This window comes from Tessaracoccus massiliensis (assembly GCF_000826065.2).
In the GTDB taxonomy this organism is placed as follows: domain Bacteria; phylum Actinomycetota; class Actinomycetes; order Propionibacteriales; family Propionibacteriaceae; genus Arachnia; species Arachnia massiliensis_A.
Genome location: NZ_LN623542.1, coordinates 400,839 through 416,465, shown reverse-complemented (window position 1 = coordinate 416,465; position 15,627 = coordinate 400,839). Strand labels below are relative to the sequence as shown.

The 15,627-nt window shown below is 68.7% G+C and carries 16 protein-coding genes, 1 pseudogene and 1 other annotated feature; of the genes and pseudogenes, 10 read left to right on the top strand and 7 right to left on the bottom strand.

Annotated features, from left to right (window positions below; translation table 11 throughout):
* Window positions 1-139: 139 nt before the first annotated feature.
* Window positions 140-1,729, top strand: a complete 1,590-nt coding sequence (locus BN1186_RS08975) for an IS1182 family transposase (RefSeq protein ID WP_040281789.1) — start codon at window positions 140-142, stop codon at window positions 1,727-1,729.
* Window positions 1,730-1,915: 186 nt separating this feature from the next.
* On the opposite strand, the gene BN1186_RS08970 is transcribed toward BN1186_RS08975, so the two are convergent.
* On the bottom strand, window positions 1,916-3,199 hold the full coding sequence (locus BN1186_RS08970; protein ID WP_040283689.1) for an IS256 family transposase: 1,284 nt from the start codon (window positions 3,197-3,199) through the stop codon (window positions 1,916-1,918).
* Between the two features lie 54 nt (window positions 3,200-3,253).
* Here BN1186_RS08970 and BN1186_RS08965 point away from each other — a divergent pair, with 54 nt between their 5' ends.
* A complete protein-coding gene (locus BN1186_RS08965; protein WP_139650982.1) occupies window positions 3,254-3,514 on the top strand; it encodes a hypothetical protein in 261 nt (86 codons plus the stop codon).
* 615 nt (window positions 3,515-4,129) lie between these two features.
* Here the strand turns inward: BN1186_RS08965 and BN1186_RS08960 are convergent.
* The 5 genes and pseudogenes from BN1186_RS08960 to BN1186_RS08940 all read right to left on the bottom strand — a co-directional run bounded on the left by BN1186_RS08960 (window position 4,130) and on the right by BN1186_RS08940 (window position 7,920).
* Window positions 4,130-5,355, bottom strand: a pseudogene (locus BN1186_RS08960) (IS3 family transposase).
* Window positions 4,966-5,083, bottom strand: a sequence feature (AL1L pseudoknot). (Overlaps the previous pseudogene by 118 nt.)
* A 453-nt stretch (window positions 5,356-5,808) precedes the next feature.
* Window positions 5,809-6,000: a hypothetical protein gene (locus tag BN1186_RS08955; protein ID WP_040283687.1), complete on the bottom strand. Its 192-nt coding sequence runs from the start codon at window positions 5,998-6,000 to the stop codon at window positions 5,809-5,811.
* Window positions 6,001-6,044: 44 nt separating this feature from the next.
* Entirely contained in the window at window positions 6,045-6,488 is a 444-nt protein-coding gene (locus BN1186_RS08950; RefSeq protein WP_040283686.1) for a YybH family protein, read from the bottom strand.
* 21 nt (window positions 6,489-6,509) lie between these two features.
* Window positions 6,510-7,277: a precorrin-6A synthase (deacetylating) gene (gene cobF / locus BN1186_RS08945; protein ID WP_040283685.1), complete on the bottom strand. Its 768-nt coding sequence runs from the start codon at window positions 7,275-7,277 to the stop codon at window positions 6,510-6,512.
* A 1-nt stretch (window position 7,278) separates the two neighbouring features.
* Entirely contained in the window at window positions 7,279-7,920 is a 642-nt protein-coding gene (locus BN1186_RS08940; RefSeq protein WP_040283684.1) for a precorrin-8X methylmutase, read from the bottom strand.
* A gap of 203 nt (window positions 7,921-8,123) precedes the next feature.
* Between BN1186_RS08940 and BN1186_RS08935 the strand changes: the two genes are divergently transcribed.
* Genes BN1186_RS08935 through cobA form a run of 8 tightly spaced genes read left to right on the top strand, consistent with a single transcriptional unit; the run spans window position 8,124 to window position 14,889 of the window.
* Window positions 8,124-8,786, top strand: coding sequence for an energy-coupling factor ABC transporter permease (locus BN1186_RS08935; protein ID WP_040283683.1), 663 nt, complete (start codon window positions 8,124-8,126; stop codon window positions 8,784-8,786).
* A complete protein-coding gene (locus BN1186_RS08930) occupies window positions 8,779-9,102 on the top strand; it encodes an energy-coupling factor ABC transporter substrate-binding protein (RefSeq protein WP_218975441.1) in 324 nt (107 codons plus the stop codon). The genes BN1186_RS08935 and BN1186_RS08930 overlap by 8 nt, the downstream gene beginning before the upstream one ends.
* Entirely contained in the window at window positions 9,099-9,860 is a 762-nt protein-coding gene (gene cbiQ, locus BN1186_RS08925; RefSeq protein WP_040283682.1) for a cobalt ECF transporter T component CbiQ, read from the top strand. Before BN1186_RS08930 ends, cbiQ begins: the two co-directional genes overlap by 4 nt.
* Complete coding sequence (locus BN1186_RS08920) at window positions 9,860-10,660, top strand: energy-coupling factor ABC transporter ATP-binding protein (RefSeq protein ID WP_040283681.1); 801 nt, start codon at window positions 9,860-9,862, stop codon at window positions 10,658-10,660. Before cbiQ ends, BN1186_RS08920 begins: the two co-directional genes overlap by 1 nt.
* The gene (cbiT, locus tag BN1186_RS08915; RefSeq protein ID WP_052459984.1) at window positions 10,657-11,220 is read left to right on the top strand and encodes a precorrin-6Y C5,15-methyltransferase (decarboxylating) subunit CbiT; all 564 of its coding nucleotides are present in this window, start codon (window positions 10,657-10,659) and stop codon (window positions 11,218-11,220) included. The genes BN1186_RS08920 and cbiT overlap by 4 nt, the downstream gene beginning before the upstream one ends.
* 26 nt (window positions 11,221-11,246) lie before the next feature.
* Complete coding sequence (cobO, locus tag BN1186_RS08910; protein WP_246043297.1) at window positions 11,247-11,795, top strand: cob(I)yrinic acid a,c-diamide adenosyltransferase; 549 nt, start codon at window positions 11,247-11,249, stop codon at window positions 11,793-11,795.
* Entirely contained in the window at window positions 11,789-14,146 is a 2,358-nt protein-coding gene (cobBC, locus tag BN1186_RS08905) for a bifunctional hydrogenobyrinic acid a,c-diamide synthase/histidinol phosphate aminotransferase CobBC (RefSeq protein WP_180349046.1), read from the top strand. Before cobO ends, cobBC begins: the two co-directional genes overlap by 7 nt.
* Window positions 14,143-14,889, top strand: a complete 747-nt coding sequence (gene cobA / locus BN1186_RS08900) for a uroporphyrinogen-III C-methyltransferase (protein ID WP_040283679.1) — start codon at window positions 14,143-14,145, stop codon at window positions 14,887-14,889. Before cobBC ends, cobA begins: the two co-directional genes overlap by 4 nt.
* On the opposite strand, the gene BN1186_RS08895 is transcribed toward cobA, so the two are convergent.
* On the bottom strand, window positions 14,873-15,610 hold the full coding sequence (locus tag BN1186_RS08895) for a cobalt-precorrin-6A reductase (RefSeq protein ID WP_040283678.1): 738 nt from the start codon (window positions 15,608-15,610) through the stop codon (window positions 14,873-14,875). The two genes, cobA and BN1186_RS08895, sit on opposite strands and share 17 nt — an antisense overlap.
* Window positions 15,611-15,627: the final 17 nt, after the last annotated feature.

Here is a 15,627-nt window from a genome sequence, read left to right as displayed (position 1 = left end):
CTTGGCCACCGCAGATGCCCGCCAGCGGGCCAGCGTCTTGGAAGCAGCGGTCAAGTCCCTTTGCGTGGTGTTTTCTAGGAGGGCGCTGAACAAAGGCGCGCCTCCCACGGTCGGCGGGTGGGGCTGAAATCCTGTGCGTATGCAGGGTGAGTCTGATCGGCAGCGCGAACTGCTGGACGTGGAATCGGTGGCCGGGCATCTGCTCGAGTCGGGCAGTGTGTTCGCGCTGCTGGCCGAGCATCGGGACCGGCTGTTCCCGAGCACCTTGTTTGCGGACCTGTTTCCCTCTGGCCGTGGGCGGCCCTCGATCCCGGGTGAGGTGATCGCCTCGGTGATCGTGCTGCAGGCGCTGTACGGCCACTCCGACCGCGAAGCGGTCGACGCGTTGACCTTCGATCTGCGATGGAAGGCGGCGTGCGGATACGCGATCGACAAGGCGGGCTTCGATCCCTCGACGTTGACCTACTGGCGGCGTCGGCTTGCGGCCAGCGACCGTCCGCAGCGGATCTTCGAGGTGGTCCGCGACGTGATTGCCGAAACCGGGGCGGTGGCGGGCAGGCAGCGCCGGGCGCTGGATTCGACGATCCTCGATGACGCGGTTGCCCGCCAGGACACCGTTACCCAGTTGATCGCCCAGATCCGCCGAGTCGGTCGCGAGGTGCCCGGCGCCAAGGACCTGATCGCCACCGAGTGCATCCGGCTGGCTGTGCTGACCGGTCAGGACTACAGCTCGGCAGGGAAGCCGCCGATCTTGTGGGACGATCCCGCGGCGCGCGATGAGCTGGTCACCGCGTTGGTCAACGATGCGCTGGCGCTGCTCGCCGCCCTCGACATCGAGACGATCACCAAGAACGGCGGAAAGCCGGCCGAAGCGGTCGCCCTGTTGGCGTTGGTCGCGGGCCAAGACGTCGAGCCGGCCGAGGACTCCGACGGCACCGACGGCCGCTGGCGAATCGCGCGGCGGACCGCGCCGGACCGGGTGATCTCGACCGTCGACCCCGACACCCGGCACGCCCACAAGACCCGCGAACGGCGCCAGGACGGCTACAAGGCCCACGTGGTCGTCGAGCCCGACACAGGGCTGACCACTGCGGTCAAGGCGACCAAGTCCAGCGGCCCTGCGAACTCCGACGCCAACGTGGGCGCGGCCCTGTTCGCCGAGGACACCACGATCGGCGAAGGCCAGCCGGTCGAGGTCCTGGCCGACTCTGCCTACGGCACCGGCGAGATGCTCCACGACCTCGACCAGGCCGGCCACGAACCGATCATCAAGCCCTGGCCGCTGCGGCCGGCGGTGCCCGACGGGTTCACCCTCGACGACTTCGTCCGTGACACCGACGCCGGGACGGTGACCTGCCCGGCCGGCGTCACCCGACCGGTGTCGGCCAAGAACACCGTCACCTTCGAGTCCGCCTGCTCGGGCTGCCCACTGCGACCCCGATGCACCACCGCCAAACGCGGCCGCAAACTGGTGCTCCACGAGCACGACCTGCTTCAACGCGCGCACCGCAAACGCGCTACCGACGAAAGCTTCCAGGCCACCTACCGACAGCACCGTCCGATGGTCGAACGCTCCATCGCCTGGCTTACCCACGGAGCCCGTCGCGTCCCCTACCGCGGCGTGGAGAAGAACAACAACTGGCTCCACCACCGCGTCGCAGCACTCAACCTGCGCCGCCTCCTCACCATGGGCCTGCAGTACCAGAACGGGACCTGGGTCCTGGGCTGACCGGTCGCGGCCGGCCCCCTTGCAGCCGCCCCGACAGCCGCGCGAAATGCCCAAAGGACGGGCGGAAAGACCCCGTTGTCGCACCCAGAGTGCTGACCTGAAATGCCGCTCGACGGCCCATTGGTGGCGTCCGCCCGCCACCCACCTCGAACGCGACGCAGAGATCGCGCCTTGTTCAGCGCCCTCCTAGGCGGTTAGGGGGAGGCGGTCGAGGGGTGTGTCGGTGTGCTCATGGAGAATGTCGATGAGGCGGCGCATGGAGGTTTCGGAGAGGTAGCGGCGTTCGCCGTAGTGCCATTCTTCGTGTTGTTCGAGCAGGATCGCGCCGATGAGGCGGGTCACGGAGCCGCGGTCGGGGAAGATCTGGACGACGTCAGCGCGGCGTTTGATCTCTCGGTTGAGGCGTTCGATGGGGTTGTTCGACCAGATCTTGCGCCAGTGCTCGGTTGGCATTTTCGCGAAGGCTGTCAGGTCGTTTTGTGCTTTGTCGAGCATGCCGGCGATCTCGGTGAACCCGGAGGCCTCGAGGGACGCGGTGACGTGTTTGTAGCAGGCCTCGACGGCCTCAGCGGTGGTTTGGGCGAAGATGGTGCCGATCAGTGCGTTGACGGGCTTGGAGCGGGCCGAGCCGAGCGCGCGGGTCACGTTGCGGGCGAAGTGGACCCGGCAGCGTTGCCAGGCAGCTCCGGGCAGGATCGCCTTGATCGCGTGTTTCAAACCTTCGTGGGCGTCGGAGACGACCACGGCAACCCCGAGTGGATCGGATGGGCTGGCGACTTTGAGTCCGCGGTCTCGCAGAGAGCGCAAGAACTCGGTCCAAAAGTCGGTGGTTTCCGCATCACCGATGGCCATGCCCAGCACTTGGCGGTGTCCGTTGACCGCGCAACCGGTGGCGATCACGACGGCCTGGGACACGACCCGCCCGCCGATACGGACATCGAGGTAGGTGGCATCCAGCCAGAGGTAGGGATACCAGCCTGAGGCTTCGTCAAGACGCCTCGTCAGGAACTCGTCGACGTACTCATCGATCTGGGAGCAGATCCGAGACACCGTGGAGCGTGAGATCCCGGCCTCGGTGCCCAATGCCTTGACCAGCGCGTCGACCCGGCGGGTCGAGACGCCACCGATCCAGGCCTGAGCGATCACTGACCACAACGCCTGATCAACTCGGCGGCGGGGCTCCAGCAACGAGGGGAAGAAGGATCCTTCGCGCAGTTTCGGGATCTGCAGCTCCAACGTGCCAGAAGGGGTGGCCAGCTTCTTCTCCCGGGTGCCGTTGCGGCGGGTGACTCTCTCCGGGTTGCGTTCGTAGCGGCCCGCGCCGATCCGGGCAGTGACTTCGGCCTCGATCAGTTCCTGCATCGCGGCCTCCAGCAGCCGCCGCTGGGCCTCACCGCGTTCCAGGTGCTGATTCCCGTCGAGGAGTTCATTGATCAAGCCCTTTAGGGCAGACTGGTGCTGATGGGTCATCGGTAGTGAGTCCTTTCAGAGTTACTTGGTCGTTTCTCGGATAGAGCATTCCCGATGGCCCATCACTGGGTCTCTCAACCCGCCGATCAAGGCCTCAAGAATGCCACCACGCTAAGGGACTCACCCGAAGCAGCGGCGCCACTGGCGACCGCACCCACGCCCGAGAAGACGATGGATGTCCTGGCGGCGTGGTGCGCGCAACAGAACGTGCCCTACCTCTGGGATGCCCTGCGCAGCAAACTGCACAGCCGGCCGATCATTGACGCAGCCGACGCGTTGGCCGCCCGAGCCTGGTACCGCCGGCACTCCGCCTAGCTGGCCAGCAATGCCCTCGGCCGGGAGTTGTTTCGCGTAGTGCTGGCGTCGTACTCCGTGCCCCGTACCCACGAACTCCCCGCCGCCAACCCGGTATAGCGATCGACAGTTGCCCATTCCCGGCACTCCTCAACAACCGGGCACGCGGCACACAACTGCAGCGCAGGAGCAGCCGCAGTCGCCGCCGCGAGATTACTGGCGGCAGCAGCGTGGCCGATCTCAGCGGCGTCCCATCCCGAACCCGGAAACGCGCAGTTGCCATTGGTCACCAACACCCCCGCCAACTCGGTGGCGCTCCGGAGACGGCGCTCACGGACAGCCTTCTGCGCTCGCCACCGACGCCGGGCCTGCAGTGGACGACGCCGGGGGCTCATCGCCTGACTCTCGACTCACAGATGTCCATGCCAACAGCATCCCTGTAGGCGACGCGATCGCTCGGCGACGCTCTAGTCTGAACGGTATTTTAAATAGACGGCCGTTTGTTCAATCTTGATTGTCACCCGCGAAATCGGCGTCAGGCCGGGCCGGCGACCCACTCGATCTCATTGAACCCTCGCAGGCCACATGTCTCGTTATGAGGCTTGGGTTTGAAGCGCCCTGGGTTTTGTTCCGTGGTTAGACGGTCGCGGGCGCGGTCGTCGTGGTGTGAGTGTAGGACGCTTCGACTTCCGCGGGGGTGCGGTAGCCGAGAGCTTCGTGCAGACGGTCGTTGTTCCACCAGTGGACTCAGCCCATGGTGGCGATCTCGACCGCCTGGGTGGACTCCCAGAACCGCCGGGAGTGGATCAGCTCGGCCTTGAACAGGCCGTTGACCGTTTCGGCCAGCGCGTTATCGTACGAATCGCCGACGGAGCCGACTGAGGCGGTGACCCCGGCGGTGATCAAAGCGTCGGAGTAGGCCAGCGAAACATACTAGGCACCTCGGTCACTGTGATGGATCAGCCCACCCTTGCTGCGGACTGCGCCGCTGGTCAGCAGCGCGTGCTCCAAGGCCAGCAGCGGCAGGCCGTCGGTGTGGAGCGTGGAAGAGACGGCCCAGCCGACGATCTTGCGGGTGCACACGTCAGTGATGAACGCGACGTAGCAGAACCCGGCGAGGATCCGCACGTAGGTCATGTCAGCAACCCACAGGCGATGCGGTCGGTCTGCGATGAGCCGCCGCTCTACGAGGTCCGGGCGGGCATCGGGCTCCTGCGTAGAGCGCGTGGTGACCAGCTTACGGCCACGCCGCACGCCCCGCAGGCCAGCTGCCCGCATGAGGCGGGCGACCTGGTCACGGCCCACGTCCCAGCCCTCCCGGCGCATCGCGTGGTGCATCTTCCGCACCCCGTAGACGCTGTAGTTCTCCGCGTGGATCCGCCGGACCTCGGGCAGGAGAACCTCATCGCGCAGCGCCCTGGCCGAGGCGGGACGTGCCTTGGCGGCCCGGTAGCCGCGAGAGGTGATGAAGCCGGTCTCGGTCTGGCCGAGGACGCGGCAGATCGCTTCGACCCCATAGCGGTCGCGGTGCTCGTCGACGAAACGAATCATCTCGTCGTGGGGCGGTCGAGCTCCGCGGCGAAAAAAGCCGAGGCCGCCTTAAGGATCTCGTTGGCTCGACGAGCCTCCGCCAGTTCGCGGCGCAGGCGCCGGTTCTCCTCCTCAAGCGACTCACCGCTGCCGGTGACTGGTTCGGTGGGGCCGTAGCGATTGCACCAGATCCGCAGGGTCTCCAGGCCGACACCGAGTTGGGGCGCGATGGCACGGATCGACTCCGCGCGCGGGCCTCCCTCACGCGCCTGGCGCTCGTAGACCATCCGGACGGCACGGTCACGTAGCTCGGGACTGAACTTCTTGGGCATACTCCGATTCTCCTTGCTGAGACTCGGAACCAAACCCAGGGCGCTTCAGGTTCGGGCTAGGAGGAGTGGGGCGCGCTTGCCGAAACGCGAGGTCTCCGGGAGGGCATCTCCCCGTGCCCCTTCTCTGGCATATGACGCCCTATACGTCGCGCAATACAGGCAGTGATACAGCGGTTGCGCTCAAGACGAGCCTTGGGCAGCGCAATATGACCCCCTATATGACGCCTCATATAGGGGGTCATATTGCGGCTGCGTATGACAGCAACCACAGCCTCTTGGGGTCGGGTGATCGCTCGGCGACGCTCTACTTTGAACGGTATTTTGAATAGAGGGCCTTTGTTCAATCTTGGCTGCGGCTCGACAACCTCCTGTCGAACCGGCCCTCAGCGCCAGTTGAGTTACACCAGTGTGACTTATGCCCAGTGTGAATAACCCTGTGGACAAGTCCGCCCGTCAGCGGTAGGCGACCTTGGCGGCGTGGACGTCCTCAGTGACCTTCCCGTCCCAGTTCTGTGGCGTCCACGGCTGCGACGGCGCCCACTCGGACTTGCAGGCCTTGCACTCGAAGATGGGCTGGTCCTCGCGGATTTCGTTGGTGGGGTGCCAATCGCAGCGGGACAAGCAGGGGTTCTGGCGGAGTTCCATGGCCCCATCATGCCGTGCCGTCTGCCCAGCAGGGCGGGGGACGCTCAGGCGTAACGCTCAGCGGTGAGCCCGCCGTCGGAGGCGACATGGGTCTCTCGCCCCGGGGCTGTGTCGGTGTTGTGCGCAGATACGGCCAGCCACCCGTCGACGGTGCGCGTGGCCACGAAGCTGATCACACCGCTGCGATCCCCGGCAGGCGACCCATCCGGCTTGATCTGCCCCCGCATGTGCCAGCGGGCATGCACGACGGCGGCGTCATCGCCCAACATCCGCACCTCAGTGCGGCCAAGACGTACCTGCGCCTCGGGAAACATCACCTCGAAGCCCCGCGCGTGGGCGGCGCGGATCCGCTCCCTGTCGTGCCACCACATGCCGGTCACGTTGACGAAGCTGGCGTCCTCCACGAACAGGCCGGCCACGGCATCCGCGTCCTGCCTGCTCCAGGCATCGGCGAAGGCGCGGGCGATGTCAGCGGGCTCTGCGAACATGGGCCCATTGCATCACGAACCTCAGCGCGGCGGGTACAACGCGTAGGTGTCCATCACCCAGCCGTGGACGTCGCGCAGCCGCGCCCGCGTGGAGGCGATCTCCTCGATGACCTCGCCCAGCAACCCGTCGATGATGACCTCCTGCGGCAACCCCAGGAACGCCCCCCAGAGGATGCGGATGTCTGGGTGCTCTTCGGCGAGCTCGGCGACCCTGAGGTACGAATCCAACATCACGACGACGGTTCCCAGTCCCGGGTGCCATTCGTCGACCAACCTCCGGCCGGGCGTGATGTGCACGGAAGATCCGACGGTGTTGAGCCCCGTGCCGCCATGTGCGGCCAGGATCTGGAACGCCGACAGGCCGGCGATCACGCGCACCGTCGCGGGATGCACCTCGGCGACCTCTTGGGCCATGCGGATCGTCGAATCGTAGAAGGCCGGATCCCCCCACGCGAGGAAGCCGACGACGGCGTCCTCCGGCAGCCGCTCCAGCACCTCGACGTTGGCCATCGCCCGCGCCCTGCGCCACTCGGCGACCCCCTTGCGGTAGCGCCCCTCGAGCGGGTCGCCGTCGCTGGGCCGATCCGGGTCTGGCACCCGCACGAACTCGTAACCCTCGACGCCCCGAACCGCTTCCACGAGCGTTTGGCGGGCATCGACCAACTGGTCCGTCGTCTCGCCCTTGTCGGGCACCAGGAAGGCATCGCACGAGCGGATGGCCTCGGCGGCCTCGCCCGTCAGGTGAGCGGGGGACCCCATGCCGATCCCGATGACGATGAGTTCCTTCACGTCACACCGATTCGTTGGTCATCTCGGCCCGCGACGCGATCGCGTTGACCGCCGCGCAGGTCACGGCGCTGCCGCCTCGACGGCCGCGCACCACCAGGTAGTCCAACCCGAAGTCGTTCTCCCGCAGCGCTTCCTTCGACTCCGCGGCCCCCACGAATCCCACCGGAATGCCGATCACGGCGGCGGGGCGGGCGTCGGTCTCGGCCAACACCTCCAGCAGCCGGAACAGGGAGGTTGGCGCGTTGCCAATCGCGACGATGGCTCCGTCCAGTTGATCTCGCCAACGCTCGACGGCGGCCGCGGTCTTCGTGGTGCCCAGCGCCTCCGCCTCCTGGGCCAGGGCCGGATCGCTCAGGTGGCAGACCACCTCGTTGTCGCGGGGGAGGCGGGAGCGGATGATGCCGGTGGCCACCATCGTCGAATCGCACAGGATGGGCGCGCCGGCCAGCAGCGCTGCGCGGGCGCTGGCCGCGACCCCGGGGGTGAAGTCGATGTCATCGGCCAGATCGACGGAGCCGGAGGCGTGGATCATGCGAGCGACAACGGGTTCCACGTCTGCGGGGAAGCGCTCCATGTTGGCTTCACGCCTGATGATTTCGAAGGATTCCCGGTAGATCTGCTGCGGATCACGCTGGTAGCTCATGCCCTGAAGATAGTACGGCGACCCCAACGGCACCCGGCCGGGGCAACTGTGGAAGTATGAGGGCTACCACCCAAAAGGTGGGCAGGAAGCCGGGAAGAGCCGGCACGGTCGCGCCACTGTGAACGTCGAAAGACGGAAGTCAGAAACTGCTCCTTTTGGGCCTCGTACCGGGACGCGTAATCCCGGAGAAAGGAGCGGTATCCATGCATATCGCTGAGGGGTTCCTCCCCGTCACCCACTGCGTCGCCTGGTATTGCGCGGCTGCACCCTTTGTAGTTCACGGCGCCAGAGCCGTCGTGAAGGAAGCAAAGGCCAATCCCGAATCCAAACTGCTGCTGGCCGCCGTGGGTGCATTCACCCTCGTGCTGTCGGCCATCAAGCTGCCGAGCATGACAGGTAGCTCCTCCCACCCCACCGGCACCGGCTTGGGGGCCATCATCTTCAGGCCACCGGTGATGGCGTTCCTGGGCACCCTGGTGCTGCTGTTCCAGGCGCTGCTCCTGGCGCACGGCGGCCTCACCACGCTGGGCGCCAACGCCTTCTCGATGGCCGTGGTCGGCCCATGGACGGCCTACGCCTTCTGGCGCCTCATCAAGGCGGCGAAGGGCCCGGCCTGGCTGGGCGTGTTCTTCGCCATGGCGATGGCAAACCTCGCCACCTACGTCACCACGTCCGTCCAGCTCGCCATCGCCCACCCGGATCCGGTCTCCGGCTTCCTGGGGGCGTTCGTGAAGTTCGCCGGAGTCTTCGCCGTGACGCAGATTCCGCTCGCCATCGCCGAGGGTCTGCTCGGCATCGTCATCTACAACCTCCTGAGCACCCACGCGGCTGACCGCCTGAAGAAGATGGAGCTGGCCCGTGTCTGAGCAGAAGAACACCACATGGATGAACGTCATTGCGGTGGTGCTGATCGCCGTGATCATGGGCGCCGTCTTCATCTGGGGCGGCGGCGGCCAAGGCTCCGAGTTCGCAGGGACCGATGCACTGGTCACCGAGATGCTGGAGGAGGACGGCGTCGAACCTTGGTTCGAGCCCGTCTTCTCGCCAGACAGCGGTGAACTGGAATCCGGTCTCTTCGCCCTGCAGGCAGGGGTGGGTGGCGCGATCTTCGGCTACGCCGTGGGCGCCCTCCGGACCCGTCGCAAGCTGGAGGCCGCGGCAGAACCACAGCCAGCGCCGTGAGCATCACGGCCCTCGACGACGCGGCCTGGGCGAGCCCGTGGCGTGGCCATTCCTGCCTCGCGAAGGTGATCAGCACGGCAGTGCTCACCGTCGCGGCGCTCGCGCTGCCCGCGTGGCCGGGCTCCGTGATCGTCGCGCTGGCGGCGGTGGCCTACATCGTCGGCTGGGCGCGGATTCCAGCGCGCGTTCTGGGGTGGGCGATGCTGATCCCGCTCGTGTCGATAGCCGTGGGCGCGGTGTCGATCATGGTGGTCGTTGGCGACTCGGGCGGAGCACAGTGGGGGCCGTTCAGCGTCACCCGCCACTCCATCCTCCGGGGTCTGGAGGTGTTCGGCCATGCCGTGGCGGGCAGCTTGGCGGTGTTCACGCTGGCGCTGACCACGCCCATGGTGGACATACTGACGCTGCTCCGCCGGGCGCGCATCCCTGGCCCGCTCCTCGATCTCGCCACGCTGATGTACCGCCTGCTCTACGTGGTGGCGGCCTCGGCCCTGGCGCTGAGCTCCGCCTACCAGCGCCGCCACGGCGACGCGCCGGGGCTGGGGTTCCGCCGTCGTTGGCGCAACTGGGGGCAGCTGCTGACCGCCGTTGGTATGCGCACCGCGGTGCGTGCCACCCGGCTGGAGCGTGGCTTGGACCTGCGCGGAGATCTCGACGCCCTCGAAACCCTGCCTCACCCCACCCGCCCCTTCCCGGCGCTGCTCGTCACGACGGCTGCCGTGGTTGGCGTGGGCGGCCTCGCCTCGGTGGTGTTGTGATGCTCGAGCTGGTGGGTGCGACGGTGCGGCGCGGGGATCGCGACGTGTTGCGGCGCGTGAACCTCTGCGTTGGCCCGGCCACGCGGATGGCGCTGGTTGGCCCCAATGGCTCCGGCAAGTCCACGCTGTTCACCACGCTGGCCGGCGCCCTCGAACTCAGGGAGGGTGAGGTTCGCGTCGCGGGCAAGGCACTCGGGCGGGGGCGAGCCGAGCTGCGCGAGCACCGCCGTCGGGTCCAGCTCGTGGTCCAGGACCCGGACGATCAGTTGCTCTCCGCGGATGTCGCGCAGGACGTCTCATTCGGCCCCTACAACCTGGGCCTCCCAGAGGACGAAGTGCGGGGCCGGGTGCAGGACGCCCTCGAACTGTTCGACATCACGCAGCTGGCAGGCCGGGCCACCCATCAACTCTCCTACGGCGAGCGCAAGCGCGTCGTCAGCGCCGGGGCCATCGCGCTGCGCCCGTCTGTACTCCTGCTCGACGAGCCCAGCGCAGGCCTCGACGAGGTGGGCACCGCCGGCCTGCTCACCGCGCTCGCACGGCTCCATGAGCGCGGCACCGCCATCGTGCTGGCCACCCATGACGTCGACCTGGCCTACCAATGGGCCGACGAAGTGGCCGTCCTCGTCGACGGCGAACTCACCCAGACCGACGCAGCCACCGGCTTGGGCGACCCCGAACTCATGCGAGTCGCCCACCTGCGGGTCCCGCACGCGATCACCGTCGGCCGAGCCCTGGGGCTCGACCCCCTTCCGCGCACCGTCGACGCTGCGCTCCGCACCCACAAAGGACAGCCATGATCTCCCCGGTACCAGGGCTCCCCGACGACGTGTTCGAGGACGACGGACTCATCACCAAGCGACACCTGCGCGCCTCCGCACTCGCCCATCTCCGCCCCGCCCCGGGCGAGCTGCTCTGGGACATCGGAATGGGTGCCGGGTCCATCGCCATCGAGTGGGCCCGGGCGGCTGAGGGCTGCCGCGCCATTGGCGTGGAACAGCGGGAGGAGCGGGCCGCTCGGATCCGCCGCAACATCGAGAAGCTGGCGCCGGGCGCCGTCGAGGTGGTGGTGGGCGACGCCCTCCCAACAGTCCTGAGCTGGGAAGAAACTCCAGACGCAATCTTCATCGGCGGCGGGGGAACCGCCGAGGTGATCGACGCGTGCGTCGCCGCGTTGCGGGAGGGCGGCCGGCTCGTGGCGCACGGCGTCACCGCCGAAACCGAGATTCGTCTCCTGGACGCACACAGCAGATACGGCGGCGAGCTCGCGCGGATCGCCGTCGAGCAACTCGAACCGCTCGCCACGTGGCGGGCCTGGAAGCCGCTGCGCACCGTCGTCGCTTGGAGTGTGGTGAAGTGAGCACGAAGGAGCGGCGCAACAGCCCCATGCTGATCGTCCACACGGGCGAGGGCAAGGGGAAGACGACGGCGGCGATGGGCATCGCGCTGCGCGGCTGGGCGCAGAGCTGGAACGTGGGCGTCTACCAGTTCGTGAAATCCGGCAAGTGGCGCACGGGGGAGGAAGCCGCCTTCCGCGCGCTCGACGACGCACACCGCCGCGACGGAGTGGGCGGGCCCGTCACGTGGGAGCACCTTGGGCGTGGTTGGACGTGGTCCCGGCCCCACGCGGACCAGCCGCTCGAGGCGGAGGAATTGGCCCGGATCGGTTGGGAGCACGTGCGCGCCCAGCTGGCCGCGGAGCGCCACGACCTCCTGATCCTGGATGAGTTCACCTACCCCATGGCGCGCGGCTGGGTACAGACCGACGACGTGCTGGCGCACCTGCGCAACCGCCCCGGGTCGCAGCACGTGGTCATCACCGGGCGGGGGGCGCCCGAGAAGTTGGTTGCGGCCGCAGATCTGGTCACGGACATGACCAAGGTGAAGCACCCCTTCGACGGCGGGCAGCGCGGGCAGGCGGGCATCGAATGGTGAACCTGCCACGTCTCCTGATTGCCGCCCCCGCCTCCGGGCACGGCAAGACCACGCTTACCGTCGGGCTCATCGCAGCGCTCGCGCGGCGCATGAAGGTCTCCGCCCACAAGGTGGGCCCCGATTACATCGACCCCGGATACCACGCCCTGGCCAGCGGCCGGGCTGGGCGCAACCTCGACCCGGTGCTGTGCGGTGCGGAGCTGATCGCCCCGCTGCTCCTGCATGGCGCGGCCACGCCGGAGATGGCGGACGTCGCCATCATCGAGGGCGTCATGGGGCTGTTCGACGGCCGGCTCGGCACCGGCGGCGAGGGCTCGTCCGCGCACGTGGCCGCCCTCACGAGGACGCCGGTGATCCTGTGCGTGGACACCTCCCATACGTCGCGCTCCATCGGCGCACTCGTGCACGGCATGGCCACGTGGGATCCAGGGATTCAGGTGGCTGGCGTGGTGCTCAACAAGGTCGCCTCCCCGCGGCATGAGCAGGAGGTGCGGGCCGCCGTCGAGGAGACCCTGCCGGTGCTGGGAGTGCTGCGCCGTGACGCCGACATCGAGGTGCCTTCGAGGCACCTGGGACTCGTGCCGGCTGCGGAGCGGGAGCAGGCCCGCGACGTTGTCCAGGCCTTGGCTGACCGCGTGGAGGCAGGGCTGGACCTTGGTCGCCTGCTCGAGATCGCGCGCGCGGCGCCGGACCTGGACGTGGCGCCGTGGTCGCCGTCGGCTGCGCTCGATCTGGAGGGCGTTGGCGTCGAACCCGCCGCCAACCGGCCGGTGATCGCGGTGGCGGCAGGGCGGGCCTTCACCTTCCGCTACGCCGAGACCACCGAGCTCCTCCAAGCGGCGGGCTGCGACGTCCAGGAGTTCGACCCGCTCATCGCCCCATCCCTCCCCGATGAGACGGCCGGGCTGTACCTCGGCGGCGGCTTCCCCGAGGTGTTCGCGACGGAGCTGGGTGGCAACCGCGCCCTGCTTGACGACATCGCGGCCCAGGTGGCGGCGGGTTTGCCCACGGTCGCCGAGTGCGCCGGCATGCTCTACCTCGGCCGCACGCTGGAGGGCGAAGCGATGGCCGGCGCCATCCCGCTGGACGCAGCCATGCACTCCCGGCTCACGATGGGCTACCGTCGCGCCACTGCTCCTGATTCGCTCCTGACAAGGGACGGCGAACAGGTCTGGGGCCACGAGTTCCACCGCACGCGCGCCACTGTCGGCCCAGCCGTCACCCCGGCCTGGCGGTGGGATGCGACCCACGACGGCGCCGCCACCGCCACGCTCCACGCGTCCTACCTGCACCTCCACTGGGCGGGCGCCCCGCACTTCGCGCGGCGCTTCGCCGCGGCCGCCGCGTCGTACGCCGAACGGCAGACGGCTGACCTCAACCACCACGGCGACGTGGACGCTCGAGCCAGCGGCATCAACGTCGCGGTCAACACCCACCCGGCCGGGCCGCCGCAGTTCCTGCTCGACGCCATCGCGGCCGCAGACATCGGCCAGTACCCGGACGCCACCCCGGCCCGCCAAGCGCTGGCCACGGTCCACGGTCTCGCGCCCGAACTCGTCCTTCCCACCGCCGGCGGGGCCGAGGCCTTCGGCTTGTTGGCCCGAGCCCTCCCCTCCGACGGCGCCCTGATGATCCACCCGCAGTTCACCGAACCGGAGGCTGCACTGCGCGCCGCCGGGGTGAGAGTCGAGCGGATGATCCTGCCACCGCCCTTCACGCTGTCCCCAGATCTCGTGGTGCAGACGGCGAGGTCGCGCGGCTGCGACACCGTCTGGGTGGGCAACCCCACCAACCCCACATCGGTGCTCCACCCGGCCGCAGATCTCCGCCGGATCCGCGACGCCGGGCTGCGCGTCGTCGTCGACGAGGCCTTCTTGGATTCGATCCCCCGGGAGCCCGAATCCCTGTTGGGCGACACCGACGGCATCGTGGTGGTGCGCTCGCTCACCAAGCTGTGGGCGATCCCCGGGGTGCGGCTGGGCTGGATCTCCGCCGACGCCAGCACCATCGCGCGCTGCGCCGAGCAGCAGCCGCCTTGGAGCCTCTCGGCCGCCGCGGTGGCCGCGGCGATCGCGGTGGCAGAGGCTGACGCCACCTCGCGCGCCGAGGCGTGGCAGGAGATGGCACGCGACCTCAGCGCCCGTATCGATGCCCCAATGGCCGCCCCGTTCGCGCTCATCCACACCGGCCATCCCCAAGCGCAGCAGGCCCTGCTCGTCGAGGGATTCGCCGCTCGCCGAGCCGACACCTTCCCTGGCCTCGACGCCACCTGGCTGCGGGTCGCGGCCAAGGACCCCCACACCAACGCGGCACTCGCCGTCGCACTGCAGAACCTCAGGAGAAACCCATGACTGCTCGCCCCACCCCAGGCACCGTCACGCTCGTGGGCGGAGGCCCAGGTGATCCGGATCTGCTGACCGTCGGCGGCCTCCGGGCCCTGGAGGAGGCCGACGTCGTGGTCACCGACCGCCTCGCCCCCCTCGACGCCCTCGCGGCCTGCCGCGCCGACTGCGAGATCATCCACGCCGGAAAGATCCCGCGGGGCGCTTTCACGCCGCAGGAGCAGATCAACGAGTTGCTCGTCACGCACGCGCAGGCCGGCAAGCGCGTGGTGCGCTTCAAGGGCGGCGACAACTTCGTCTTCGGCCGCGGGGGAGAGGAGTGGGAAGCGTGCGCCGCCGCTGGCATCGCCGTCAACGTGATCCCCGGCGTCTCGTCCGCCATCGCGGTCCCCGGCGTCGCGGGCATCCCGGTCACGCACCGCGGGCTGGTTCAGGGCTTCACAGTCGTCTCGGGCCACGTGGCGCCGGACGACGAGCGCAGCACCGTCGCGTGGGAGCAGCTCGGCAGGAGCGGGCTCACCCTCGTCATCCTCATGGGCGTGCACAACCTCGCCGCCATCTCCGCGGCGCTCCTCGCATCGGGACGCCCCGCCGAACAGCCCGCCGCGATCATCGCCAACGGCACCGTCGCGGGGGAGCAGGTCTGGCGCACGACGCTCGGCCAGGTGGCCGCCGTCGCGGAGAGCAACGACGTGCAGCCGCCAGCCATCACCGTCATCGGTGACGTCGCGGGCTTCACGCCGGAGGGATGAACCCGTGATTCTCCAACCATTCGAGAGCCTCGCCGATGGCCGTCACGCTGGGCACCCCCGGCGTGGCTGGGCGTCGGATCACCACGACGGCGCAGCCCAGCTCAGCGGCCACGTCGAGCTTGGCGCTGGTCTCATCCCCGCCGGAATCCTTCGTGACAAGGGTTTGGATGCCGAGTTCCGTGAACGTGGCGCGTTCGCCGTCGATCGTGAACGGGCCGCGCTGGAGCAGCACCTCCGCCAGCCCTTCGAGTGGGTCGGCGGGCAGTTCCGTCATGCGCAGGACGGCGCCGTCGATGTGCGCGTATGCGGCGGCCCCCTGCTTGCCGACCGTGATGAGCGCGGGGGTGCGGGCGACGGCGGCGGCCGCCTCGTCGTGCGTGTCCACCCATGTCCAGCCCTCAGCGTCCGGGCGGTCGGCCCAACTCGCGCGGCTCAGCCGCAGCAGCGGCACACCCGCTTCCTGCGCCACCACGGCGCAGCGCCGGTGCATGGCGGCGGCGAACGGATGAGCCGCGTCGATGAGCGCGACGGCGCCCTCGGCCAGCAGCCAATCGCGCATCTCGGCGGTGCCTCCGAAGCCACCGACGCGCACCTCACCTGCAACCTCGGCAGGGGTGGCCGTGCGGCCGGCGAGAGTGGAGACCACGCGCACTCCTCGCTCATTCAGCTCCGCCGCGAGGCGACGCGCCTGAAGCGTCCCGCCCACAATCACCACCGTCATGCCTACAGTCAACTGCA

Coding starts and splice junctions, on each gene's coding strand:
- cobA (WP_040283679.1), top strand. CDS start 14,143: ATGACTGCTCGCCCCACCCCAGGCACCGTCACGCTCGTGGGCGGAGGC.
- BN1186_RS08940 (WP_040283684.1), bottom strand. CDS start 7,920: ATGAGCTACCAGCGTGATCCGCAGCAGATCTACCGGGAATCCTTCGAA.
- BN1186_RS08975 (WP_040281789.1), top strand. CDS start 140: ATGCAGGGTGAGTCTGATCGGCAGCGCGAACTGCTGGACGTGGAATCG.
- cbiT (WP_052459984.1), top strand. CDS start 10,657: ATGATCTCCCCGGTACCAGGGCTCCCCGACGACGTGTTCGAGGACGAC.
- BN1186_RS08935 (WP_040283683.1), top strand. CDS start 8,124: ATGCATATCGCTGAGGGGTTCCTCCCCGTCACCCACTGCGTCGCCTGG.
- cobO (WP_246043297.1), top strand. CDS start 11,247: ATGCTGATCGTCCACACGGGCGAGGGCAAGGGGAAGACGACGGCGGCG.
- BN1186_RS08955 (WP_040283687.1), bottom strand. CDS start 6,000: ATGGAACTCCGCCAGAACCCCTGCTTGTCCCGCTGCGATTGGCACCCC.
- BN1186_RS08950 (WP_040283686.1), bottom strand. CDS start 6,488: ATGTTCGCAGAGCCCGCTGACATCGCCCGCGCCTTCGCCGATGCCTGG.
- BN1186_RS08965 (WP_139650982.1), top strand. CDS start 3,254: ATGGCCCATCACTGGGTCTCTCAACCCGCCGATCAAGGCCTCAAGAAT.
- BN1186_RS08895 (WP_040283678.1), bottom strand. CDS start 15,610: ATGACGGTGGTGATTGTGGGCGGGACGCTTCAGGCGCGTCGCCTCGCG.
- BN1186_RS08920 (WP_040283681.1), top strand. CDS start 9,860: ATGCTCGAGCTGGTGGGTGCGACGGTGCGGCGCGGGGATCGCGACGTG.
- BN1186_RS08970 (WP_040283689.1), bottom strand. CDS start 3,199: ATGACCCATCAGCACCAGTCTGCCCTAAAGGGCTTGATCAATGAACTC.
- cobBC (WP_180349046.1), top strand. CDS start 11,789: ATGGTGAACCTGCCACGTCTCCTGATTGCCGCCCCCGCCTCCGGGCAC.